22 protein-coding genes are annotated in these 24,397 nt (G+C 64.4%); 13 read left to right on the top strand and 9 right to left on the bottom strand.

All coding sequences use genetic code 11. The annotated features are described in order from the left end of the window. Nucleotides 1-24: 24 nt before the first annotated feature. Both speB and ISM_RS14500 read right to left on the bottom strand, forming a co-directional pair. Nucleotides 25-996, bottom strand: a complete 972-nt coding sequence (speB, locus tag ISM_RS14505; RefSeq protein ID WP_009814942.1) for an agmatinase — start codon at nt 994-996, stop codon at nt 25-27. Between the two features lie 74 nt (nt 997-1,070). Beyond that, nucleotides 1,071-2,246 carry a M20 aminoacylase family protein gene (locus ISM_RS14500; protein WP_009814941.1) on the bottom strand — a complete coding sequence of 392 codons (1,176 nt, stop codon included), beginning with the start codon at nt 2,244-2,246 and terminating at the stop codon, nt 1,071-1,073. A 61-nt stretch (nt 2,247-2,307) separates the two neighbouring features. Between ISM_RS14500 and mazG the strand changes: the two genes are divergently transcribed. Beyond that, the gene (gene mazG / locus ISM_RS14495; protein WP_009814940.1) at nt 2,308-3,126 is read left to right on the top strand and encodes a nucleoside triphosphate pyrophosphohydrolase; all 819 of its coding nucleotides are present in this window, start codon (nt 2,308-2,310) and stop codon (nt 3,124-3,126) included. Between the two features lie 49 nt (nt 3,127-3,175). Here mazG and ISM_RS14490 read toward each other — a convergent pair whose 3' ends face one another. Next, nucleotides 3,176-3,904, bottom strand: coding sequence for a maleate cis-trans isomerase family protein (locus ISM_RS14490; RefSeq protein ID WP_009814939.1), 729 nt, complete (start codon nt 3,902-3,904; stop codon nt 3,176-3,178). Continuing rightward, on the bottom strand, nt 3,894-5,018 hold the full coding sequence (locus tag ISM_RS14485) for an anhydro-N-acetylmuramic acid kinase (RefSeq protein ID WP_009814938.1): 1,125 nt from the start codon (nt 5,016-5,018) through the stop codon (nt 3,894-3,896). The genes ISM_RS14490 and ISM_RS14485 overlap by 11 nt, the downstream gene beginning before the upstream one ends. A 63-nt stretch (nt 5,019-5,081) precedes the next feature. Between ISM_RS14485 and tyrS the strand changes: the two genes are divergently transcribed. From tyrS to arsH, 6 genes are all read left to right on the top strand, one after another. Continuing rightward, nucleotides 5,082-6,335 carry a tyrosine--tRNA ligase gene (gene tyrS / locus ISM_RS14480; protein ID WP_009814937.1) on the top strand — a complete coding sequence of 418 codons (1,254 nt, stop codon included), beginning with the start codon at nt 5,082-5,084 and terminating at the stop codon, nt 6,333-6,335. Between the two features lie 116 nt (nt 6,336-6,451). After that, on the top strand, nt 6,452-6,784 hold the full coding sequence (locus ISM_RS18545) for an ArsR/SmtB family transcription factor (protein WP_009814936.1): 333 nt from the start codon (nt 6,452-6,454) through the stop codon (nt 6,782-6,784). 21 nt (nt 6,785-6,805) lie between these two features. Then, nucleotides 6,806-7,318, top strand: coding sequence for an arsenate reductase ArsC (locus ISM_RS18540; protein WP_009814935.1), 513 nt, complete (start codon nt 6,806-6,808; stop codon nt 7,316-7,318). A 2-nt stretch (nt 7,319-7,320) separates the two neighbouring features. After that, nucleotides 7,321-8,367: an ACR3 family arsenite efflux transporter gene (arsB, locus tag ISM_RS14465; protein WP_009814934.1), complete on the top strand. Its 1,047-nt coding sequence runs from the start codon at nt 7,321-7,323 to the stop codon at nt 8,365-8,367. Between the two features lie 5 nt (nt 8,368-8,372). Next, nucleotides 8,373-8,795, top strand: coding sequence for an arsenate reductase (glutaredoxin) (arsC, locus tag ISM_RS14460; protein ID WP_009814933.1), 423 nt, complete (start codon nt 8,373-8,375; stop codon nt 8,793-8,795). Next, nucleotides 8,788-9,525: an arsenical resistance protein ArsH gene (gene arsH / locus ISM_RS14455; protein ID WP_009814932.1), complete on the top strand. Its 738-nt coding sequence runs from the start codon at nt 8,788-8,790 to the stop codon at nt 9,523-9,525. Before arsC ends, arsH begins: the two co-directional genes overlap by 8 nt. On the opposite strand, the gene ISM_RS14450 is transcribed toward arsH, so the two are convergent. The 3 genes from ISM_RS14450 to ISM_RS14440 form a co-directional block, all read right to left on the bottom strand. Continuing rightward, a complete protein-coding gene (locus tag ISM_RS14450; RefSeq protein ID WP_009814931.1) occupies nt 9,522-9,758 on the bottom strand; it encodes a hypothetical protein in 237 nt (78 codons plus the stop codon). The genes arsH and ISM_RS14450 overlap by 4 nt on opposite strands. 316 nt (nt 9,759-10,074) lie before the next feature. After that, nucleotides 10,075-11,196 (bottom strand): 3-dehydroquinate synthase, encoded by a 1,122-nt coding sequence (aroB, locus tag ISM_RS14445; RefSeq protein WP_009814930.1) that lies wholly within the window; start codon nt 11,194-11,196, stop codon nt 10,075-10,077. Next, entirely contained in the window at nt 11,193-11,783 is a 591-nt protein-coding gene (locus ISM_RS14440; RefSeq protein WP_009814929.1) for a shikimate kinase, read from the bottom strand. The genes aroB and ISM_RS14440 overlap by 4 nt, the downstream gene beginning before the upstream one ends. A 44-nt stretch (nt 11,784-11,827) precedes the next feature. Between ISM_RS14440 and ISM_RS18430 the strand changes: the two genes are divergently transcribed. The 4 genes from ISM_RS18430 to ISM_RS14420 all read left to right on the top strand — a co-directional run bounded on the left by ISM_RS18430 (nt 11,828) and on the right by ISM_RS14420 (nt 15,867). After that, entirely contained in the window at nt 11,828-12,013 is a 186-nt protein-coding gene (locus ISM_RS18430) for a hypothetical protein (RefSeq protein WP_009814928.1), read from the top strand. Beyond that, nucleotides 12,000-13,526: a hypothetical protein gene (locus tag ISM_RS14430; protein ID WP_254655688.1), complete on the top strand. Its 1,527-nt coding sequence runs from the start codon at nt 12,000-12,002 to the stop codon at nt 13,524-13,526. Before ISM_RS18430 ends, ISM_RS14430 begins: the two co-directional genes overlap by 14 nt. After that, entirely contained in the window at nt 13,523-14,467 is a 945-nt protein-coding gene (locus tag ISM_RS14425; protein ID WP_009814926.1) for a site-specific tyrosine recombinase XerD, read from the top strand. The genes ISM_RS14430 and ISM_RS14425 overlap by 4 nt, the downstream gene beginning before the upstream one ends. Nucleotides 14,468-14,571: 104 nt before the next feature. Beyond that, entirely contained in the window at nt 14,572-15,867 is a 1,296-nt protein-coding gene (locus tag ISM_RS14420; RefSeq protein ID WP_009814925.1) for an HlyC/CorC family transporter, read from the top strand. Between the two features lie 142 nt (nt 15,868-16,009). Here ISM_RS14420 and ISM_RS14415 read toward each other — a convergent pair whose 3' ends face one another. Then, a complete protein-coding gene (locus ISM_RS14415; protein WP_040618106.1) occupies nt 16,010-18,439 on the bottom strand; it encodes a GcvT family protein in 2,430 nt (809 codons plus the stop codon). 376 nt (nt 18,440-18,815) lie between these two features. On the opposite strand from ISM_RS14415, the gene ISM_RS14410 reads away from it, so the two are divergent. Next, nucleotides 18,816-21,224: a GcvT family protein gene (locus ISM_RS14410; RefSeq protein WP_009814923.1), complete on the top strand. Its 2,409-nt coding sequence runs from the start codon at nt 18,816-18,818 to the stop codon at nt 21,222-21,224. A 38-nt stretch (nt 21,225-21,262) separates the two neighbouring features. Continuing rightward, nucleotides 21,263-21,853, top strand: a complete 591-nt coding sequence (locus ISM_RS14405) for a nucleotidyltransferase family protein (protein WP_009814922.1) — start codon at nt 21,263-21,265, stop codon at nt 21,851-21,853. Here ISM_RS14405 and ISM_RS14400 read toward each other — a convergent pair. Next, complete coding sequence (locus ISM_RS14400; protein WP_009814921.1) at nt 21,844-24,357, bottom strand: Hint domain-containing protein; 2,514 nt, start codon at nt 24,355-24,357, stop codon at nt 21,844-21,846. The two genes, ISM_RS14405 and ISM_RS14400, sit on opposite strands and share 10 nt — an antisense overlap. Nucleotides 24,358-24,397 lie beyond the last annotated feature (40 nt).

The following is a 24,397-nucleotide window of genomic DNA, read 5'->3' as shown; positions in this document are numbered from 1 at the left end:
CCCAAGGGTCTGCGGCCCAAGGCCTCACGCCCCCTTGCGGCGGGTCCAGCCCCACAGACAGATGAGCTCCATCGCCACATGCGCCCCCGCCACCGCCGTGGCGCCCGTGGTGTCATAGGGGGGCGAGACTTCGACCACATCGCCGCCCACCATGTTGATCCCCGCAATGTCGCGCAGCATGATCGCCGCCTGCGCGCTGGTCAACCCGCCCCAGACCGGCGTGCCGGTGCCCGGCGCATAGGCCGGGTCGAGCGCGTCGATGTCAAAGGTGACATAGGTGGGACGGTCGCCGAGGATTTTCTTGATCTTCTGCGCCACCGCCGCGGGGCCGCTCTCATGCACCTCCCGCGCGTCGATCGTATTGACGCCGAGCGTGTCCTCATTGACCGTCCGAATGCCCACCTGCACCGAGGTCGCGGGATCGATCAGCCCCGATTTCACCGCCTTGTAGAACATCGTGCCATGGTCGACCCGGTCCATGTCGTCATCGGGCCAGGTGTCGCTATGGGCATCAAAATGCAGCAGCGACAGCTTGCCGAATTTCTCCGCATAGGCGCGCAGGATCGGGAAAGAGATATAGTGATCGCCGCCAATGGCGATGCTCGCCGCGCCCTGATCGAGAATGCCCTTGATATGCGCGGTGAGCGCTGCGGGAAAGGCCGGCACATTGGCATAGTCAAAGGCCAGATCGCCATAATCCACAATATCGAGCTCTTCGAGCGGGCTGAACCCGTCCCAGCCATAGGGCGCGTCAAAGGGCTGAAGCGTGCTCGCCTCGCGCACAGCGCGGGGACCGAGCCGCGTGCCGGGCCGGTTGGTCACCGCCTGATCAAAGGGCACACCGGTGATGGCGAGCTGCACGCCCGCGAGGTCCTTGCGATAGCGTCGGCGCAAAAAGGAGGTGGCCCCGCCAAAGGCGTTCTCCGCCGAAAGCCCGCGCAAACTGTCGCGCGTAAAGGCCTGATCCACTTGCGTTTTCGCATCTTCCAACGCCATGTCCCGTTCCTCCCTCTGGGTATCTGTGTTCTGGGTGTCTGTGTTGTGTTTGGTGTCTGTCGTGCTGCCCTGCCTCAGCGCGGCGGCTGCGCGGTCTCCACGAGCCGCGCAAAGAAACTCGCCCCAACCGGCGCGATCTCATCGTTGAAATTGAACGCCGGATTGTGCAGCCCCGGTGCCTCGCCCTGCCCGATAAAGAGATAGGCCCCGGGGCGCTGTTCCAACATATAGGAAAAATCCTCGGCCCCCATCTCGCGTGGGCGGTCGGTGATCACCGGCGCCGCCCCTGCCACGCCCCGCGCCACCCCGGCGGCCAGCTCGACCGCCTCGGGATCATTCACCGTCGCCGGATAGCCCAGATCGATGCGCAGCTCGGCCTCGACGCCATAGGCGGCGGCCTGCCCCGCGACGATCTCTGACAGGCGGCGATGCACCATCTCCTGCACGCCCTTGTCGAAGGTGCGGATGGTGCCGTCGATATAGGCGGTCTCGGGGATCACATTGTCGGCGCTGCCGGTCTTGATCTGCGCCACGGTCACCACGAGGCTCTGGCGGGTATCGTGGTTGCGGCTGACGATGGTCTGAATGGCCTGCACCATGCCGCAGGCGGCGACCACCGGATCGCGGGTCTCCTGCGGATAGGCGCCATGACCGCCCACCCCCTTGATGTCGATATAGAACGTGTCCACCGCCGCCATGATCGGCCCCGGCGCGGTGTAGAACCCGCCCGCCTCGACCCCCGGCAACGTGTGCAGCGCAAAGACCTGCTCGATCCCATAACGGTCGAGCACCCCTTCACGCACCATCACATCGGCCCCGCCCGGCCCCTCTTCGGCGGGCTGAAAGATCAGCACGACACGGCCTTGAAAGGCCCGCGTCTCGGCGAGGTATTTCGCCGCGCCGAGCAACATGGCCGTATGCCCGTCATGGCCACAGGCATGGCTCGCCCCACGGCCCACTGCCGCATAGGGCGCCCCGGTCCGGTCCTCCATCGGCAGCGCATCCATATCGGCCCGCAGCCCGATGACGGGGGCATCCGGCGCATCTGCGCCCTGCCCCTCGATCACCGCCACGACGCCGCTCTCGGCGACGCCCGTCTCGATCTCGGTGATGCCGAACTCGCGCAGCCGCTCGACCACGAACCCCGCCGTCTGATGACAGTCAAAGCCGATTTCGGGATTGGCATGGATATGTTGGCGCCAGCCTGCCATCTCCTCGGCAAACCCTGCGATACGATTGATCACGGCCATGGCTGGACTCCTCTCGCCCCATTGGTAGGGTGCGCCCAACATCAACCACGCGGTGACGGCAATGGCAACTCCCTCCGATCTCGTCTCGGACCCCGATAGCGACCCCACGGAGCGGCTGCTGGCGATCATGCGCGCCCTGCGCGACCCCGAGGCCGGCTGCCCTTGGGATATCGAGCAGGATTTCGACACGATCGCCCCCTATACGATCGAAGAGGCCTATGAGGTGGCGGACGCCATCGAGCGCGAGGCCTGGGACGAGCTGCGCGGCGAGCTCGGCGATCTCTTGTTGCAAGTGGTGTTCCATTCCCAGATCGCCGCCGACCGTGGGCTCTTTGCCTATCGCGATGTGGCGGGCGACGTGGCGCAGAAGATGTATGACCGCCACCCGCATGTGTTCGGCGACGAGAGCCGCGACAAATCCGCCGAACAACAGACCCGCGACTGGGAGGCGATCAAGGCCGCCGAACGCGCCGCCAAGGCGCAGACCGGCACGCTCGATGGGGTCGCGGTGGGGCTTCCGGCGCTGTTGCGGGCGCTCAAGCTGCAAAAACGCGCGGCGCGGGTGGGGTTTGACTGGCCCGAACGCGCGCAAGTGCTCGACAAAATCGTCGAAGAGGCACAGGAGCTGCACGAAGCCGCCGAGAGCCTGCCGCAAGACAAGATCGAAGAGGAACTGGGCGATCTGCTTTTCGTGATGGCCAATCTCGCCCGCCATCTCGATGTCGATCCCGAGGCGGCGCTGCGCCGCGCCAATGCGAAATTCACCCGCCGGTTCGAACGGATCGAGGCGCTCTTGGCCGAAGACGGCCGGTGCCCGCAAGACAGCGGTCTCGAAGAGATGGACGCGCTGTGGAACCGGGCGAAAACCGAAGGGCTGTAACGCCTGAGGCCCGCCGCCCGGGTTTGGGTATTTGAAACCAGAAAGAGGCTCAGAGCTGGAAGAGCCGCCCCGGCCCCCAGCCCCGCGCCGCCTGCCCGCCGAGCCGCATCAGATCCCAGCCGAGCGCCAGGTTCGAGCTGATCACCGGCAGGTCGAGCGCCGCCTCCACCGCCTCGATCACGCCAAAGCTGCGCAGGTTGGTGCAGCTTGAAAACACCGCCTCGACGCCCTTGGCACGCCCCGCTTTGAGCATCGCGGCGCGGGTGCTCGCCTCGCTGATCCGCGCCACGCGCCGATCGTCGCCCTCGCCAAAGCTGATCTCGTGGATCACCTCGATGCCATGGTCGGCCATATGCGCCCGCATCGGCGCGGTGACCGAGGGCAGATAGGGGCTCACCAGCGCGATCCTTTGCGCGCCGAGCGCCTTGAGGCCCTTGATCACCGCCTGCATCGGGTTGGTCACCGGCACACCGGGATGCGCCAGCTGAATGAGCCGCGCCACCTCGTCGCCGCCGATCATCACCGAGCCCGAGGTGCAGCCATAGCCCAGCGCCGCCAGCCCCTGTGGCAACAGCTCGGCCACCCCGGTCATATGACCGGCCATGACGCGCAGCGTCTCGGGCGTGACCTCGGGGATCGACGGGATGCGGCTGTGCAGCATATTCACCCGGCCCTGCGCGATCTGCCCCATCTCATGTTCGAGCGATTCATCGGTGCTCAGCACGATGAGCCCCAGCCGTGCGCCACCACCGGCGCCTGCGTCGAGATCACATCGCATGGGCCACGGCCTCCGGCCCCTCGGCGCTTGGCCGGCTCAGCGTGCCGCCCGAGACCGCCGCCCGCACCCCGGTGGTGCCGGGACAGGAGGTCGGCAGGCCGCGCGCCACCCGCACCGCGAGAAAGGCAAAGGCCTGCGCCTCGAGCATGTCGCCATCGAGCCCCACCGCCTCGACCGGCTCGACCGGGCAATCGAGCGCCGCGCGCAGCATCTCCATCATCACCGGGTTGCGCCGCCCGCCGCCCGTCACCAGCATCCGCTCCGGCGGGCTCGGGCAATGCTCCATCGCCTTGAGCACCCCGGTCGCGGCCATCGCGGTGAGGGTCGCGGCGGCATCGGCATCGCTCAGCTCGCCCACCAGCGCGATCATGTCGGCAAAGGCATCGCGGTCGAGCGACTTGGGCGGCATCCGGTAGAAAAAAGGCTCTTCGAGGAACAGCTCGAGCGCGCCATCGACCACCCGGCCCTGCCGCGCCAGCGCCCCGTCGCGATCAAAAGGCTCGCCGCGCCGCGCCATCATCAGGTCATTGACCGGCGCATTGGCGGGCCCGGTGTCAAAGGCCAGAAGCGCGCCTTCGGCCTCGGGCCGGTCATGGCGCGGGTCGACCCAGGTCAGATTGCCAACCCCGCCGAGATTGAGGAAGCCGAGCGGCGCTTTGGCCGCGATATATTTGGCGCAGGCGAAATGGTAGAAGGGCGCCAGCGGCGCGCCCTCGCCGCCGAGCCGCACATCGGCGCTGCGGAAATCCCAGACCACCGGACGGCCCAAACCCTCGGCCAGCGCCGCGCCATCGCCGAGCTGATGGGTGCCGCGCCCCTGCGGCTCATGGGCAAGGGTCTGGCCGTGAAACCCCACGAGATCGGCCTCGATCTCCGAGAGCGCCTCGATATGGGCGCGCATCACCACCTCTTCGGCGGCCGCCAGATCGTCGCCCGGCCAGCGGCCCAGAGCGGCGCGCAGAGCTGCCTCTTCGGCTGGCTCGTAAGGGCGATAGCCGCTCGGGCCAAAGCCTGCGATCCGCTCGCCATCGGTGTCGAGCGCGGCCACGTCCACCCCGTCCAGCGACGTCCCCGACATGGCGCCCAGCGCCCTGATGATCCCCGGCCCCAACATGGCCTTTTCCTTCGCCTGTTACATCCCTATACATGCCGCGCAAACCAAGCTGGGACAAGCACCATGACCTACCACCCCAAATCCGAATTCATATCGATCATGATAAGCCGCGGCTTTCTGGCCGATTGCACGGATTATCAAGGCCTCGACGAGGCGATGCAGGCCGGGGTGGTGCCGAGCTATATCGGCTATGATGCCACCGCGCAGTCGCTGCATGTGGGGCATCTTCTCAACATCATGATGCTGCGCTGGCTGCAAAAGTCGGGGCACAAGCCGATCACCCTGATGGGCGGCGGCACCACCAAGGTGGGCGATCCGTCGTTTCGCTCGGATGAGCGGCCGCTTTTGGGGCCGGAGCAGATCGACGCCAATATCCGTGGCATGGGCCAGGTGTTTTCGCGCTACCTCTCCTATGGCGAGGGCGAGACCGATGCCATCATGCTCAACAATGCGGAATGGCTCGACGATCTCAACTACCTCGAGTTCCTGCGCGACATCGGGCGGCATTTCTCGGTCAACCGGATGCTGTCGTTCGAGAGCGTGAAATCGCGGCTCGACCGCGAGCAATCGCTGTCGTTCCTCGAATTCAACTACATGATCCTGCAGGCCTATGACTTCCTCGAGCTGAACCGCCGCTATGGCTGTCTCTTGCAGATGGGCGGCTCGGATCAATGGGGCAATATCGTCAACGGCATCGACCTCACCCGCCGGGTGATCGACCATGAGGTCTATGGGCTCACCTCGCCGCTGCTGACCACCTCGGATGGCCGCAAGATGGGCAAATCCCAAGGCGGCGCGATCTGGCTCAATGGCGATATGCTCTCGCCCTATGAGTTCTGGCAGTTCTGGCGCAACACCACCGATGCCGACACCGGCCGCTTTCTCAAGCTCTACACCGAGCTGCCGGTTGAGGAATGCGACCGTCTCGGCGCGCTTGCGGGCTCGGAGATCAACGAGGCCAAGATCATCCTCGCCAATGAGGTGACGGCGCTTCTGCACGGGGCCGAGGCGGCGCAGGCGGCCCAAGACACCGCGCGCGAGGTCTTCGAGAAGGGCGGCGTCGGCGACGATCTGCCCACCGTGACGCTCAGCCCTGCCGAGATCGAGGGCGGCATCTCCGTGGTGCAGCTTCTGGTCAAGACCGGTCTCGCCAAATCCGGCAAAGAGGCCAAGCGTCTGATCTCCGAAAACGGCGCGCGGCTCGACGATGCGCCGCTGACCGACGCAGGCCTCATGCTCGATTCGGGGGCCTTCGCCGCCCCGATCAAGCTCAGCGCCGGCAAGAAACGCCACGCGCTGGTCAAGCTCGACAGCTAAGATACCCCCCCGGAAAGCCCATGTTTTCCGGGGGAGTCCACCCCACCCCGCCTGTCACACAACCTTCATCAAAACGTCACTTGCAGCGCGGGCAATATATCCATATTCGTTGATATATGGATAAATCAAACGCCCTCCTCGCCTTCGCCGCCCTGTCACAGCCGACCCGGCTCGACGTCTTCCGCCTGCTGATCAAGGCCGGCCCCGACGGCATGGCCGCAGGCCAGATCGCCCAGGCGCTCGAGGTCCGGCAAAACACCATGTCGGCCAATCTCTCGGTGCTGACCCAGGCCGGGCTGATCACCGCCACCCGCGAGGGGCGCTCGATCCGCTACGCGGCCCATCTCGACGGCATTCGCGGGCTGCTCGCCTTCCTCATGGAGGATTGCTGCGGCGGCGCACCCGAGGCCTGCCAACCCATTCTGGACACCATCGCCTGCCCTTGTTGATCGCATTTCAGGAGTGCCCCCATGGCCCAAGACATCAAGAACGTTCTGTTTCTCTGCACCGGCAATTCCGCCCGCTCGCTCATCGCCGAGGCGGTGATGAACCGCGAAGGGCTTGGCCGGTTCCGGGCCTTTTCCGCCGGGTCCGAGCCCAAGGACGCGCCGCATCCCCACACGATCGAACTGCTGCAAAAGCTCAACCACGACACGTCGACCCTGCGCTCCAAGAGCTGGGATGAATTCGCGGGCCCCGATGCGCCGCATATGGATTTCGTCTTCACCGTCTGTGACAACGCCGCGAACGAGCCCTGCCCCTTCTGGCCGGGCCAGCCGATCAGCGCCCATTGGGGCCTGCCCGACCCGGCCGCCGTCACCGGCTCCGAGGCGGAAATCGGCCTCGCCTTCCTCGACACCTACCGCATGCTGCGCAACCGGATCTCGATCTTCGTCAACCTGCCGCTGAGCCAGCTCTCTGGCCTCGCGCTGCAGGAAAAACTCGACGACATCGGCCAAAACACTGACAAGAAAGACGCCTGACAATGACCGACATGACTGACACACAACCTGCCGCCATGGGCAGCTTTGAACGCTACCTCTCCGTCTGGGTGGCGCTCGCCATGGTGGGCGGCATCGCCCTCGGCGTGCTCGCCCCCGGCCTCGTCGGCGCGGTGGCCGCCGCCGAAGTGGCCTCGATCAATCTCGTGGTGGCGGTGCTGATCTGGGCCATGGTCTTTCCGATGATGGTCGGCGTCGATTTCGGCGCGGTGGCAGGCGTGGCGAAACAGCCGCGCGGCCTGTTGATCACCCTCGGGGTGAACTGGCTCATCAAACCCTTCACCATGGCCTTTCTGGCGGTGCTGTTCTTTGAATATATCTTCGCGCCCTGGATCGCGCCCGAGGATGCGGCGCAATATATCGCGGGCCTCATCCTGCTCGGGGCGGCGCCCTGTACCGCCATGGTCTTTGTCTGGTCGCAGCTCACCCGGGGCGACGCCACCTATACGCTGGTGCAGGTCTCGGTGAACGATCTCATCATGGTGGTGGCCTTCGCCCCCATCGTGGCGCTGCTGCTGGGCGTCACCGACATCGCCGTGCCATGGGAAACGCTGGTGCTGGCCACCGTGCTCTATGTGGTGCTGCCGCTGCTCGCCGGTCTGGTGACCCGTCGCCTGCTCGGCTCGCCCGAGGCGATCGACGCCTTTAGCGCAAAGGTCAAACCCTGGTCGATCATCGGCCTCATCGCCACCGTGGTGATCCTCTTTGGCCTGCAGGGTCAGATCATCCTCGACCGGCCGCTGATCATCCTGCTCATCGCGGTGCCGATCCTGATCCAGAGCTATGGCATCTTTGCCCTCGCCTATGGCGCCGCCTATGCGATGAAAGTGCCGCACCGGATCGCCGCCCCCTGCGCGATGATCGGCACCTCGAACTTCTTCGAACTGGCCGTCGCCGTCGCCATCAGCCTCTTTGGCCTGCATTCCGGCGCGGCGCTCGCGACCGTGGTCGGCGTGCTGGTCGAAGTGCCCGTCATGCTGTCGCTGGTGGCCTTCGCCAACCGCACCCGCAACAAATTTGCCCAAGGCTGAACACCATGAATATCGTTATCCATCACAACCCCGCCTGCGGCACCTCGCGCAATGTGCTGCAAATCATCCGCGACGCGGGCTATGAGCCGACGGTGATCGAATATCTCGACACCGGCTGGACCCGGCCGCAGCTGCAGGCGCTCTTTGCCGCCGCCCATCTCACCCCGCGCGAGGCGCTGCGCGTCTCGAAATCCCCGGCCGAAGAGCTCGGTCTCACCGACCCTTCGGTGAGCGACGAGGCCATCCTCGACGCGATGCTCGAACATCCGGTGCTGGTCAACCGGCCGCTGGTCGCCTCGCCCAAGGGCGTGCGCCTCTGTCGCCCCTCCGAGACGGTGCTCGACCTGCTCGAGCTCTGGCCCGCCGGCCCCTATGCCAAGGAAGATGGCGAGCTGATCATCGACGCCGAGGGCAATCGCCTTGTCTGACGCCCAAGACCCCAAGACCCCGAACATCACCGAAGAGGCGTTCCATATCCCCGATATGGCGCGTCTCTTTCCCGCTGAGCGCCCGGCGCACAAGCCGCGCATCCTGCTGCTCTATGGCTCGCTGCGCGACCGGTCCTTTTCGCGCTTTGCCGCCGAAGAGGCCGCGCGCATCCTGACCCGGCTCGGCGCCGAGACGCGGATCTTCAACCCCTCCGGCCTGCCGCTTCCCGACGATGCCGAGGCCAGCCACCCCAAGGTGGCCGAGCTGCGCGATCTGGTCATGTGGTCGGAAGCGATGGTCTGGTCGACGCCCGAACGCCATGGCGCGATGACCGGGATCATGAAGACCCAGATCGACTGGATCCCCCTCGCCCCCATCGGCGGCGTGCGCCCGACCCAGGGCAAGACCTTGGCGGTGATGCAGGTCTGCGGCGGCTCGCAGAGCTTTAACGCGGTCAATCAGCTCCGCATCCTGGGGCGCTGGATGCGTCTTCTGACCATCCCGAACCAATCCTCCGTGGCCAAGGCCTGGGACGAGTTCGACGAGGACGGACGGATGAAGCCCGGCCCCTATTACAATCGCATCGTCGATGTGATGGAGGAGCTGATGAAATTCACCCTGCTCACCCGCGGTCAGTCAGCCTATCTGACCGACCGCTATTCCGAGCGCGTCGAGAGCCGCGAAGAGCTGTCGAAGCGGGTGAACCTGTCGAAGGCCGTCAAAGACTAGCCGACATGCTGGTGCGAAAAGATGTGATGCACGATGTCCTCGCGCCGCAGATTGCGCGCGGCCAGTTGCTCATCGCTCATTTGCACCAGCTCCTGAAGCTCCTGCAGGCGATAGCTGTGCTCGCCGAAGGAAAAGAAGATATGCACCAGCGACTCCCGCGTCTTGCGCAGGGTCGTCAGCAGCCCGGCAAAGAAATCAGGCGCCGTCGGGTGTTGTTGTGTCGTATATGCCATTGGAGATCACCTCTCGTTATGTGAACTCCTCCCTCTGCTCTCTGATCTATGCTGCCCTGCAGCATTGGCCAAGCGCCAAGGGATGATTTTCCGTGTGACGTGGCGGCATGCCCAATTTTTGGGCAGCCATGCCTTTCATCCGCCGAATTTCACGCAGCCCTAAAAGGAAATCTTGCAAAGATTTCCCCCCGCAGTCTTTCCAAGACTGCGCCCCGCTGCGCCGCGCGGTCCCGAAAATCCCCTGATTTTGCGGACAGTCGCGATACCGTCGCTTTACCGACGTGTTACCGACCCTGCCTTATTTCGCTTTCAGACCCTAGCCCCGCCGCGCCGCCAGCGCATCATTGAGCAGCTCGCGCACCGCCTCGCGCGGCACATCCGAGGTCACAAACGCCTCGCCAATGCCCCGCGCCAGAATAAAGCGCAACTGCCCGTCGAGGACTTTCTTATCCTGCGCCATCAGCTCGAGCAGCGCATCCGCATCCGGCAAATCCCCTTCAATATCAGAGAGATCGACCTTCATGTTCATCTCGCGCAAATGGGCCCGCACCCGGCTCGGGTCTTCTTGCGAACACAGCCCCAGCCGTGCTGACAGCTCAAACGCCAAGGCACAGCCCACCGCCACGCCCTCACCATGCAACAGCCGCTGCGAATAGCCCGTCGCCGCCTCCAGCGCATGACAAAACGTATGCCCGAGATTGAGCAACGCCCGATCCCCTTGCTCCGTCTCATCGCGCACCACAATATCCGCTTTCATCTGCACCGAATGGGTCACCAACCGGATGCGCGCCGCCATGTCGCCACCTGCAGAACGCGCGCCATGTGTCTCCAACCATTGGAAAAAATCGGCATCTCCCAACAGGCCGTATTTCACCACCTCGCCGTAGCCCGCCAGATAGTCACGCGGTTTCAGCGTGCCCAGAACACCGGTATCGGCGAGCACCAGGCTCGGCTGATGAAAGGCCCCCACAAGGTTCTTGCCCCGCGGCGAATTGATCCCCGTTTTGCCCCCCACCGAGCTGTCAACCTGCGCCAAAAGGCTCGTCGGCAGCTGCACAAACCGCACGCCCCGCCGCAGGATCGCCGCGGCAAAGCCCACCAGATCGCCGATCACCCCACCGCCCAGCGCGATAACCACATCACGTCGCTCGATTTTTTCCGCAAGCAGCCATTCCACCACGCGCTCCAGCTCGGCCCAGCATTTGGTTGCCTCGCCCGGCGGCAGGGTCAGCACCGACAGGCTGATCCCCGCTTCCGCCAGCCCCGCGCGCAGCGTGTCCAGATGCAGCGCGGCCACCGTCTCGTCACTGACCACCGCGACATGTTTGCGCCCCGAAATCAGCGGCGCAATCCGCGCCCCCGCCTCGGCCAGCAGACCGTCGCCCACAACCACATCATAGGCCCGGTCCCCGAGCGGGACATGCACCGTTTCGCTCATGTGTTTTTCTCCAGAACATCCGCCCGCGCCAAAAGCGCCTCGACCACATGACCGGCCATCGTATCGATGCTGTATTCGGCCAGCGAGCGCACCGCCAGATCGGCCTTGCGATAGCTCGGCACCCGTGCCTCATAAAGCGTCTTCAATGTTTCTCGCGGATTAGCAGTGCGCAGCAAGGGTCTGGTATTCTTATGCTTTACCCGACTCCACAAGAGATCGAGATCGGCATCAAGCCACACAGAAACCCCCTTTTGAGAAATGATCTGCCGGTTACGCTCCGACAGAAACGCCCCGCCGCCGGTGCTCAGAATCCCGCGTTGATTTTCCAGCAAACGGTCGATCACCTCGGTCTCGCGGTCGCGGAAAAACGCCTCGCCATCGCGCTCGAAAATCTCGGCGATGCTCATCGTGGCGGCGGCTTCGATCTCGGCATCAGAATCGAGAAAAGGCACCCCGAGACGCGTCGCCAAGGCCCGGCCCACGGCCGTTTTCCCGGCCCCCATCATGCCCACCATGACCACCGTCTTTTTAAGGTTCCACTCGCCCGCGCCCGGCACGCTCGGCACTCCCCCGCCAATCGTTTGCATTTTGCCTTCAATGACGTGATCTTAGCCAAAAGGCCATATATAAAGTGGTCAAAACCCATACACAGGCAGGCAGGCAAATCGTGGGACGACTTATCAAATGGCTTTTTTATCTGGTGATTTTGGCGTTTATCGCCCTGGTTGCATATGCATATCTCGGCCCCTTCTTCGGGGCGGATTTTTCGCCGCCGCGACAAGAGATTCGGCAGGAAATCATTCTTGAAGGCAATTAGACCTCTCTGCGTGGCGCTCATGGCCCTGACCGGGCAGGTTTCCGCTCAGGATCAACCGCTTTCCGCCATCGGCTGGCTCAATGAAACGAGCCGCGTGCCGGTCGCCCGCCCCGTGGTCCCGCCAAGCCCCGAGGCCCCGGTGGCCCAGGGCGTGACCCTCCCCGAAGTGACCGTGATGCCACTTGGCGGTACACGCCGCGATGCGGTGGGGCTCTTGCCGCCCGATGTCACCGGACTGCCGGTGTCGCTCTGGATCGCGAGCCGCGAGGCCGATCTCGAAACGCTCTGGGAGCGCACCACGGCCGAACCCATGCCCGCCGTTCAGGCGCTTTACTACACGCTCTTGCTGGCCGAGGCCGAACCGCCGAGCGGCGATGACGGCGCGTTTCTGGCGACCCGGGTGCGCGCCTTGATGCGTTTCGGCGCGATTGAGCCCGCCCATGCCATGCTCGAACGCGCCGGGCCGGATACTTCAGAGCTCTTTCCGCTCTGGTTCGACCTGTCGCTCCTGACCGGGGACGAAGCCAAGCCCTGCGAGGCATTGAACAAGAACCCCGCGCTGATGAAATCCTACGCGGCGCAGATCTTCTGCCACGCGCGCGCGGGCGATTGGTCCACCGCCGCGCTGCTCTATGACAGCGCCGCGCCCCTCGGCCTGCTGAGCAAGATCGAGGCGCATCTTCTGGCGCAATATCTCGATCCCGAGATGGTCGATGACAGCACCACGCTGGCGCCGCCCTCCTCGCCCGATCCGCTGATCTTTAGCCTTTACGAGGCGGCAGGTGCGCCGCTGCCGACGCGGTCGCTGCCGCGCCTCTTTGCCACCGCCGATCTGCGCAACACCGCCGGCTGGAAGGCCGAGATCGAGGCAGCCGAACGGCTGACCCGCACCGGGGCGCTCACCGAAAACCGCCTGCTCGGTCTATATACCGACCGCCGCCCGGCGGCCTCGGGCGGCATCTGGGACCGGGTCTCGGCCGTGCAAAAATTCGACGCGGCCCTGACCAATGGCAGCGCCGAAGAGATCAGTGCCACCCTGCCCAGCGTCTGGGCGCATATGGGACGTGTCGGGCTGCAGGTGCCCTTTGCCCAGCTCTACGGCCAGTCCCTCGCTCGCCGCGATCTGACGGGCCAGACGGCCGAGCTCGCCTGGCGCATCCGTCTTCTCTCCTCGGCCTATGAAAGCGCCGCCAAGACGCCGCCCGAGGGGGCCGACCGCTTCCTCGCGGCGCTCGCGCTCGGCACGCCCACGAGTGATCTCGCCACGAGCCAGCTCGAACAGAGCATTGCCGAGGCCTTTGCCAGCACCGGCGCCGCCCATCGCCACGAGGCCCATCTGCGCGAGGGCAAGCTCGGCGAGGCCATCTTGCGCGCCGCCATCCTGCTCGACCGGTCGGGGCCTGAGGATTACGACGAAATCCGCGACGCGCTCGCCACGCTGCGCGCCGTCGGGCTCGAGGACACGGCACGGCGCGCGGCGCTGCAGCGGCTCATCTTGGGACAATCGCGATGAGCGACCAGCGCTGGATCGCGCTCTTTCTCGACGCGCAGGCGGCCGAAATGGGGGCCGCCAAGAACACGCTCATGGCCTATGCGCGCGACCTGAGCGACTTCTCGCAATGGGTTGAAAATAAATCCCTTTCTCTCGCCACCCTGCAGCAATCCGATGTCGAGGCCTATCTCGTCCATTGTGACGCGCAAGGGCTTGCGCAATCGACCCGCGCGCGGCGTCTGTCGGCGGTGAAACAGCTCTATCGCTTTGCCTTTGACGAACGGCTGCGCGGCGACAACCCGGCGCTGCGGATCAAGGGACCGGGCCGCAGCGGACGCCTGCCCAAGACGCTGAGCGAGGCAGAGGTCGACGGGCTCTTGCAGGCCGCGCGCAGCCATGGCCGAGGCCCCGCCGACCGGCTCCGCAACACCTGTTTGATGGAGCTGCTCTACGCCACCGGGCTGCGCGTGACAGAGCTTGTCTCGCTGCCCGTGGCCGCCACGCGCGGCAATCCCGAACTGCTGATGGTGCGCGGCAAGGGCGGCAAGGAACGGATGGTGCCGCTGTCGCCGCCCGCGCAAGTGGCGTTGCGCGACTGGCTCGCCCACCGCGACGCCATGGAAGAGACCGCGCGGCAAAAGGGCCTGCCCGCCTCGCCCTTTCTCTTTCCCTCGCGCAGCAAGGACGGGCATCTGACCCGGCATCGCTTTTACCTGCTGATCAAGGATCTCGCGGTGGCCGCGGGCGTCAGCCCCTCCAAAGTGACGCCGCACACGCTGCGCCATGCCTTTGCCACGCATCTTTTGGCCAATGGCGCGGACCTCAGGGCGATCCAGACGCTGCTCGGCCATGCCGATGTGGCAACGACGGAAATCTACACCCATGTGCTTGAAGAGCGGCTCAAATCGCTGGTCATGACCCATCATCCGCTGGCCGATGCCGCCGATCGCGGCAAAGGTTAGCGCATCACTGACGGCATTGCCCGTAACCTCCCCCTTGATCGCAGGGGCCGCAGAACCCATAAACCTGCCAACCACTTGATCTTTAACTCAGGGACATATGCCCCGTGACGCTCGACACCGCCTTCTGGCTGACCGCCGCCGCCATCCTCGCGCTTTTGGTGCTTTCCGGGTTCTTCTCGGGAAGTGAAACCGCGCTCACCGCCGCCTCGCGCGGCAAGCTTAAAACCCGCGCCGAGAAAGGCGACAGCGGATCCCAACGCGCGCTCGAGATCACGGAAGACAATGAGCGGCTGATCGGCTCGGTGCTGCTCGGCAACAACCTGGTGAACATTCTCGCCACCTCGCTCGCCACCGCGCTCTTTACCCGGCTCTTCGGCGAAAGCGGCGTGGCGCTGGCGACGCTGGTGATGACGCTCTTGGTGCTGGTCTTTGCCGAGGTGCTGCCCAAGACCTATGCGATCACCAATGCCGAAGCCGCCGCCAGCCGCGCCGCCCCCGCCATCACCATCGTGATCCGGGTGTTTTCGCCGGTGGTGACGGCGGTGCGGTTCTTCGTGCGCGCGGTGCTGCGGCTCTTTGGCGTGCAGACCGACCCCGACAGCCATATCCTCGCGGTGCGCGAAGAGATCGCCGGCGCGCTCTATCTCGGCCATTCCGAAGGCGTGGTCGAGAAAGAAGACCGCGACCGCATCCTCGGCGCGCTCGATCTTGGCGACCGCGCGGTCGAGGAAATCATGCTCCACCGCAGCCAGATCGAGATGATCAACGCCGATGCCAACCCGCAGGCCATTCTTGAACAATGTCTCAAGAGCAGCCACACCCGCCTGCCGATCTACCGCGAAGATCCCGACAATATCGTCGGCGTCGTCCACGCCAAGGACCTGCTGCGCGCCATGTACAAACAGGCGCAGAACGGCGGTGCCATGGATGAGGCGCTCGCCGGGTTCGAGATCACCGATGTGGCCAAAGAGCCCTATTTCGTCCCCGAAACCACCACGCTCGACGATCAGATGCGGCAATTCCTGCGGATGCGCAGCCATTTCGCGCTGGTGGTGGATGAATATGGCACGCTGCAGGGGCTGATCACGCTCGAGGACATTCTCGAAGAGATCGTCGGCGAGATCACCGACGAGTTCGACAAGGAAGAGGATGAGATGATCCTGCGCAGCGAGGACAATTCGCTCATCGTCGAAGGCGCCATGACCATCCGCGACCTCAACCGCGCGACCGACTGGTCGCTGCCCGATGATGCCGCCAATACCGTGGCCGGTCTCGTCATCCACGAGGCGCAGATGATCCCCAAGGAAAAGCAGGTGTTCATCTTCCACGGTTTCCGCTTCGAAGTGCTAGAACGGCAGGACAATCGCCTGACCCGGCTGAAGATCCGCAAGCTCGGCTAGGGCCGCGCCCTGTGGCGCCGGTGGATTTGGGTATTTTGAACCAGAAAGAGGCCAAAGAAGAGGCCCTACAGAGAGCCTGTAGAGCCTCGTAAAAAGAGGCGCGCGCCGGGAGAGGAGCGCGCGCCTTGATGCGGGCCGGTCGTCAGGCCCTGAGCCGCTTGCCCTCGGGATCAAAGGGCGGCTCGTGCAGGATCACGGCCTTGTGCGGCTGTCCGAGGATCATCACATCGACGGCATCGCCCGGGGCGGCTGTGCCCGCTTTGACATAGCCAAGCGCGAGGCTCATCCCCACGGAATAGCCATAGGTGCCCGAGGTCACGCGCCCGATCCCCTTGCCATCGCGGAAGATCGGCTCGCCGCCGGTGGCGTCGGCATTCGATGCGGTCACTGCTGCCTCGTCGACATGGATCAAGACCAGCTGTTCGCGCTCGGGCTCGGCCAGAGCTTTCTCAGCGGCGGCCTTGTGCAGGAAGTCCTTGTCCATCTTGCACAGCGCCGCGAGGCCCACTTCGTGCGGGTAATATTCGGGGCTGTATTCGCGGCTCCAGGAGCCATAGCCCTTTTCCACCCGCATCGACATCAGCGCCCGCGCGCCCACCGGCCCGGCTCCGAACTCTTTGCCCGCCTCGAGAAGCGCGGCATAGAGTTTCGCCTGATCCTCGGTCTTGCAGTGCAGCTCCCAACCCAGATCGCCGGTAAAGCTCACCCGGAGGGCAAGGCATTCGACGCCGCCCAGCTCGATCACTTTCGAGCGCATGAAGGGGAAATCCTCGGTCGCGAGCGAGGCATTCGTGAGCCGCTGCAGCATGTCGCGCGATTTCGGCCCGGCCACGTTAAAGCCGCACATCGCCTCGGTGTGGCTCTCGAAGGTCGTGCCCTCGGGCAGTGGCACCATGTCGAAGAACCGCTTGTGATAGCGTTCCGCCATGCCCGACGACACGATCCAGAACTCGTCCTCGGCGGTGCGCGTCACCGTGGCGTCGCCGGCGATGCCGCCGCGCACCGAGATGAGCGGTGTCAGGCAGGAGCGGCCCACGGATTTCGGCATCTTGTTGGCAAAGACGCTGTTGAGCCAATCCTCGGCCCCCGGCCCTTTGCAGCGGTATTTGGCAAAGTTGGAAATATCGATGATGCCGGCGCGTTCACGCAGCATCCGGCATTCCTCGCCCACCGGCTCCCACCAGTTCTGACGGGTGAAGCCATTGGTGTCTTTCGCGCCTTTTTCGCCCGCGAACCATTGCGGATGCTCCCAGCCATAGTTGAGGCCAAAGACCGCGCCCATGTCTTTTTGCATCTCATAGGCCGGACGGGTGCGCAGCGGACGGCCCGCGGCCCGTTCTTCGTTCGGGTAATGGATGGCGAACCGGTGCGAATAGACATCCTCGACCTTGGCCTTGACGAATTTGCGGTCATTGGCCCAGAGACCGAACCGCGCCACGTCCCAGGGGAACATGTCGTATTTCATCTCGCCTTCGATCATCCATTGCGCACACATGAGCCCCATGCCCGCCGATTGGCTAAAGCCGGGGATGATGCCGCCGCACATGAAGTAATTCTTGAGCTCCGGCACCGGGCCGAGGATCACGTTGCTGTCAGGCGACCAGATCATCGGGCCGTTGATCACCCGTTTGACGCCCGCTTCGGCCGCCACCGGCACCCGATCCATGGCGCGCATCACGTTTTCCATGATCCGGTCGAGATCATCGGCAAAGAGATCATGGGCGAAATCGAGCGGCGTGCCGTTTTCGGCCCAGAAACGCATGTCTTTCTCATAGGCGCCGATCAGCAGGCCCTTGCCCTCCTGACGCAGGTAATATTCGCCATCGCGGTCCGCCACAGAAGGCAGACGGCGGTCCATCGCGTCGATCTCGGCGATGGTTTCGGTGACGAAATACTGATGCTCGGTCGGTTGCAGCGGCACTTCGATCCCGGCCAGCGCGGCCACTTCGCGGCCCCAGAGACCTGCGGCGTTGATCACCCATTCGGTGTGGATGTCGCCCTTGGGCGTGCGCACGATCCAGCTGCCGTCGGGCTGTTGGTCGGTGCCGGTCACCGGGGTAAAGCGATGGATTTCCGCGCCGCGTTGCCGTGCGCCCACCGCATAGGCATTGGTCACGCCCGAGGGATCGACATTGCCGCCATCGGGTTCCCACATGATGCAGCGGATGCCGTCGAAATTGACCAGCGGGTGCAGCCGTTCGGCCTCGTCGCGGCTCACCTCGTGGAAATTCATGCCATAGAGCTTGGCCTTGGCGGCCTGCAGGCGCAGCTGATGTTCGCGGGCCTCGGTCTGCGCGAGATAGAGCGAGCCGGGCTGAAACACGCCACAGCTCTGGCCGGTTTCGGCCTCGAGCTCATTGTAGAGGGTCATCGTGTAATGCTGCAGGCGGCTGATGTTGGCACTGTCATGCAGCCCGTGGATATTGGCCGCCGCATGCCAGGTCGACCCGGATGTGAGCTCATCGCGCTCGAGCAGCATCACATCCGTCCAGCCAAGCTTGGTCAGGTGATACAGGATCGAGCAGCCGATGACGCCGCCGCCGATCACTACTGCTTTTGCATGGGTCTTCATGGTGTGTCCTCACTGGTCCATTCTGGGCGCAGATTGCGTATTTCACCCCGGCGCTATTGCCGTTTTTCGCCATGCTGCGTCGCAGGCCGACAATTCCAAAGCGCAAAGAAACATCGCCGCGCCGGCTCGGGCCATTTTTCGCAATTCGGTCTGGTTTTGGATCAGTCCAGCCGTCGGATTGCGCCCCAATCTAAACCAATCCCTGAACCAAAGCGGCACAACGCCCGAATCCCTTTTCGCGCCCTTTCCACCGCCCTCACCGCTTTTCACTCACTTTTTCAGTCAGCGGCCATTTGCGACCAACCCTGTCGCATTCAAGCGGTCATCGCCCGTGGTTCTCGGCAGGTTGGCGGCAAAGCATCACAGGAGTCTTGCCATGAAAACCACCACGCGGGTTGCCGTCATTGGCGGCGGTGTCGTCGGATGTTCCGTTCTCTATCACCTGACGAAACTCGGCTGGTCGGATGTGATGCTGATCGAGCGGTCCGAGCTCACCTCGGGCAGCACATGGCACGCCGCGGGCGGGTTTCACACGCTCAATGGCGACACCAACATGGCCGCCCTGCAGGGCTATACGATCCGGCTCTATAAAGAGCTCGAAGAGATCACCGGCATGTCCTGTGGCCTGCACCATGTGGGCGGCGTGACGCTCGCCGACAATCGCGACCGGTTCGACATGCTCCTCGCGGAACGGGCCAAGCATCGCTACATGGGGCTCGAGACTGAAATCGTCGGCCCTGAAGAGATCCGCAAGATCGCCCCCATCACCAATACCGACGGCATCATCGGCGCGCTCTATGATCCGCTTGACGGGCATCTCGACCCCTCCGGCACCACCCATGCCTATGCCAAGGCGGCGCGGATGGGCGGCGCCACGATCGAAACCCATTGCAAGGTGATTGAGACCAATCAGCGCCCCGATGGCACCTGGGACGTGGTCACCGAAAAGGGCACGATCCACGCCGAACATATCGTCAACGCGGGCGGTCTCTGGGCGCGCGAAGTGGGGGCGATGGCCGGGGTCTACCTGCCGCTGCACCCGATGGAGCACCAATATATCGTCACCGACGAGATCGCCGATATCTATGAGCGCGAGAGCGAACACCCGCATGTGATGGACCCGGCCGGCGAAAGCTATCTGCGCCAGGAGGGCCGCGGTCTCTGCATCGGTTTCTATGAACAGCCCTGCAAACCCTGGGCCGTCGACGGCACGCCATGGGATTTCGGGCATGAGCTTTTGCCCGACGATCTCGACAAGATCGAGGACAGCATCGCCTTTGCCTACAAGCGTTTTCCCGTGCTGGAAACCGCCGGGGTCAAGACGGTGATCCACGGCCCCTTCACCTTTGCCCCCGATGGCAACCCGCTGGTCGGTCCGGTGCCGGGGATGCGCAACTACTGGTCGGCCTGCGGCGTCATGGCCGGGTTCAGCCAAGGCGGCGGCGTCGGCCTCATGCTGGCGCAATGGATGATCGAGGGCGAATGCGAACGCGATGTGACGGCGATGGACGTGGCGCGCTTTGGCGATTGGATCACCCCGGGCTACACCCGTCCCAAGGTGATCGAGAACTACCAAAAACGCTTCTCCGTCTCCTATCCAAACGAAGAACTGCCCGCCGCGCGGCCCTTCCGCCAGACGCCGATGTATGACGTGTTCGACGGCATGGGCGCGGTCTGGGGGCAGCAATTCGGCCTCGAAGTGGTCAATTACTTCGCCCAAGGCGACGAGCCGCGCTATGAAACCCCCTCCTTCCGCCGCTCCAACGCCTTTGACGCCACCGCGCGCGAGGTCCGCGCCGTGCGCGAGGCGGTGGGCATCAACGAGGTGCATAACTTCGGCAAATATCTGGTGACCGGCGCCGGGGCGCGTGACTGGCTCAACCGGATCATGGCGGGGCGCATCCCGAAACCGGGGCGGCTCTCGCTCACGCCGATGCTGTCGCCCGCCGGGCGGCTGATTGGCGATTTCACCGTCTCCTGCCTCTCCGACGAGGCGTTTCAGCTCACCGCCTCCTATGGGGCGCAGGCCGTCCATATGCGCTGGTTCCAGCGGCATGAGGCCGAGGGCGTCACCGTCGAAAACATCTCTGACCGGCTCAACGGGTTCCAGATCGCCGGCCCCAAGGCCCGCGATGTGCTGATGGCGGTGAGCCGCGACAGCCTCGGCGACATGCGCTTCATGGATCTGCGTCACGCGACGATCGGCATGGTCGATTGCCTCGTGCAACGGGTGAGCTATACCGGCGATCTCGGCTATGAAATCTACTGCGATCCGATGGCGCAGCGGGCGCTTTGGGACACGCTCTGGCAGGCTGGCCAGCCGCATGGCATGCGCCCCTTCGGGATGCGGGCGATGATGTCGCTGCGGCTGGACAAATTCTTCGGCTCCTGGCTCAGTGAGTTTTCGCCCGATTACACCCCCGGCGAAACCGGCATGGACCGCTTTATCCAATGGCAAAAGCCCGAGGCCTTCATCGGCCGCGACGCGGCGCTGGCTGAACGCGATGCCGGGGCCGAGCGTGCGCTCGTGGCTTTCGAGGTCGAGGCCGAGGATGCCGACGCCAACGGCTACGAGCCGGTCTGGATCGACGGCAGCGTGCAGGGGTTCTGCACCTCGGGCGGCTATTCGCACCATGCGGGCAAATCCATCGCGCTGGCGCTGATCCCCGCCAATCGCGCCGAAGAGGGGCTCGCGGTCGAGATCGAGATCCTGGGCAAGATGTGCCCGGCCCGGCTCATCACCACGCCGCTCTTTGATGCCGATGGCGCCCGGATGCGCGGCTAGGGCTTGCCCTGACGCGCCACTGTGGCAAAGCTGCGGGGATGGTGACCATTCTCATCCCCGCCGCCGGGGCCTCGTCCCGCATGGCGCCGCGCGACAAGCTGCTGGAGACAATCGGCGGCGTGGCCCTCTTGCGCCGTCAGGTGCTGCGGGCGCTGGCCACCGGATACGAGGTGCTGGTCACCCTGCCCCCGGACCGGCCGGATCGCGCCGTGGCGCTGCTCGGGCTCGATTGCAAACAGCATATCCTCCCCGATGCCGCCGACGGCATGTCCGCCTCGCTGCGTCATGGGGCAAAGGCGGCGCCTGCATCCCACGCGCTACTGGTGCTGCTGCCCGACATGCCAGAGATCGAGACCGAGGACATCGCCCGGCTCATCGCCGCCCATGACGAAACCCCGGATCAGGTGATCCGCGCCAGCGATGCCGATGGCACGCCGGGACATCCGGTGGTGCTGCCCGCGCGGCTACGCGAGAAAGTCACTCGGCTGACCGGGGATAGGGGCGCGAGACCTCTGCTCGAACAGGACCCTGCCCGTCTCGTCGCCCTCCCCGGTCGCCGTGCCCTGATCGATCTCGACACGCCCGCCGACTGGAACAACTGGCGCGCCGAGAACCCCGATCAGGCGTGACTGGTCAGGGCCTGCGCCTCATGCGAGCGCAGCGTCATCCGCGCCGACAGATAGCGGGCCCGACCCTCGGCCTGCTCCAGCTCGGGGAAAAGCGCATAGAGCTCGTCGCGCTGCGCCTCTTCCACCGCGCGCATCGCCTCGTCGCCGGGCTGAAAGCTCTCGCTCCAGGTGCCATTGGCGAGGATCACCTCATGCTGCTCGCACATCACATGGACATAGCTCACACCTTCGGCCCGCCCGACGCGATCCACCCCAGGGATCCGGGTCATATGCTTGGCCGGCACCAGAACCTCGCGCTCGCCGAACATGATCTCGGCCATGCCACTGACCAGAAGCATCCGGTGATTGGGGCTCACCAGCATATCCTGCTCCGGCAGGCCCGGCCCAAGCGAATCCTTGCGGATGCGCACCGGGCGAAGCTGCGTGTTGGCGTCGAGCATGGCGGGCGTCAGATCCTTGCGCCCGGTCCAGCACAGCTCGCGGATGCCATTGTCGCGCGTCATCACCCGATCGCCGGGGCGCAGATCCTCGACCGGCCGACAGCCCTCAGGCGTCGCGATCAGCGTGCCGGGGGTGAAACAGATGACCCGCTCGATTTCCGAGAAGTGGAGCGTATGGGTGAGACCGCCAAGGTCGTCGTAAAATTCGACCCGCCCGGATTCCGGACCGGTGTGGAAGATGGCCTTGTTCCATCTGTCGATGCGCAGCACGTCAATATCGCTGCCATCGGCATCCTCGCCGCCGACGACCGTGTCATTGCCGGCGACCGACAGATGGAACAGGTCCGACCCGTCGCCGCCTTCCATAAGGTCGTCGCCCGCGCCGCCGGTGATCGTGTCGCTGCCGGTGCCGCCCTGGATCGTGTCATTGCCCGCGCCGCCGGTGATGCTGTCATTGCCGCCCTGCCCGGCGAGAAAGTCATTGCCATCGCCGCCGTCGATCTTGTCGTCACCGCCTTCAAACGCCGTCTCAGTGGCGTCGTCGATCAAATCGCCGCTCAGGGTAAAGCCCGAGTTGACGGACCGCGTGCCGAGGGTGAACTCGATGAAGGCGCGGTTTTCGAACTCGGCCGAGAACCAGGCGTCCTGATCATCCGGCGAATTGGTCTGGGTGCCGCCAGCGGTCACCGAACTCCCGTTGGTTGTGAGGCTGAGCGAGCTGTTCGACGCCACCGCATAGGATTTGAAACTATTGGAATCGATCCTGACCGATTCCTGGTTGGTGCTGCTGTTGTTGAAATTGTCGATGTCATTGAACGTGGCGGTCGAGTTCAAAATCACCGGCTCGCCCGTGGTCGGGTTGAAGAACTCGAGCCGGAACGACGCGGTCTCGCCGCGCATCGCCGCATCCTCCGACCCGTTGAGGCGGATTTCGGCCCCGGCGGTCGAACCGGTTATATCGACATCGAGATCGCTGTTGCTTACCGCCACAAGGATGAGACGGCCTGACACCGACGTGCCATCTGCGAGGGTCGCGATGTCCTTATAGACCGCCTGATCGCCAAGCTTGGCCAGGTTGTTGCTGGAGGTGTCCGAGACGACATTGTTCCGCGACAGGAACAGCGCCGAGGCATCCTGCCCGGCGCCGCCGCTTTCGGCTTCGTCGCCAAAGATCGTGTCGTCGCCCGCGCCGCCGATCAGACAGTCATCGCCAGCCTGACCAAAGATCAGGTCGTGACCATCGCCACCGTCAATGGTGTCATCGCCCGTGCTGGTCTCCGTGATGATCGCGTCGTCGATCAGGTCGCCGCTGAAGGTAAAGCCGGACTGGCCGCTCCGCGTCTCGAGCGTGAAATCAAGCGAGCTCTGGTTTTCGAGAAGAACCGAGAACCACGCATCCTGATCGTTCGGATCGTTGGTCTCCGTCCCTGCGGCGCGCAATTTGCCATCGATCGAAGACACGCTGAGCGAGGTATCCGGCGAGGTCGCAAAGGCCGACACTTGCGAGACGTCGTAGGTGACCGATTCTTGGTCATTGGTGCCGTTTCGGTCGAGGTCGTTCACCGTGGCCGTGGTGTTGATCGACACCGGCTCGCCCGTGGCCGGATTGAAAAACTCCATCCGGAAACTGGCCGTTTCACCCACCATGCTCGCGTTGTGGGTCCCGTTGAGCAACAGCTCGAACCCTGTGCCGCCGCTCAAATCCACCGCGAGGTTGGTGTTGCTGACACCGACCAAGGTGATACGCGCCGAGACCGACGTGCCATCCGCCAGCGTCGTGACGTTCTTATAAATCGCAACATCGCCGACCTTGGCGTTGTTGTTGCCCGAGGAACTGTCGGAAACGAGGTTGGACCGGAACAGCGTCAGCGGCGCGGCATCTGTGCCAAAGGCCGCACCCTGCCCCTGATCGCCAAAGAGCGTGTCATTGCCGCCTTGCCCGAGAATACTGTCGTTGCCCCCTTCGCCCGAAATCGCGTCGTCACCGGCACCGCCAGTGATCTGATCCGCGTCATTCGTTCCGATAAGGGTGTCTTGCCCACTGGTGCCGGGAATATCCGCCATCACTCATACTCCAAAAAACATCCGGTGAGGGAAACACTGA

This window comes from Roseovarius nubinhibens ISM, from assembly GCF_000152625.1.
Lineage (GTDB): Bacteria > Pseudomonadota > Alphaproteobacteria > Rhodobacterales > Rhodobacteraceae > Roseovarius > Roseovarius nubinhibens.
This window is presented reverse-complemented; position numbering and strand designations above follow the sequence as displayed.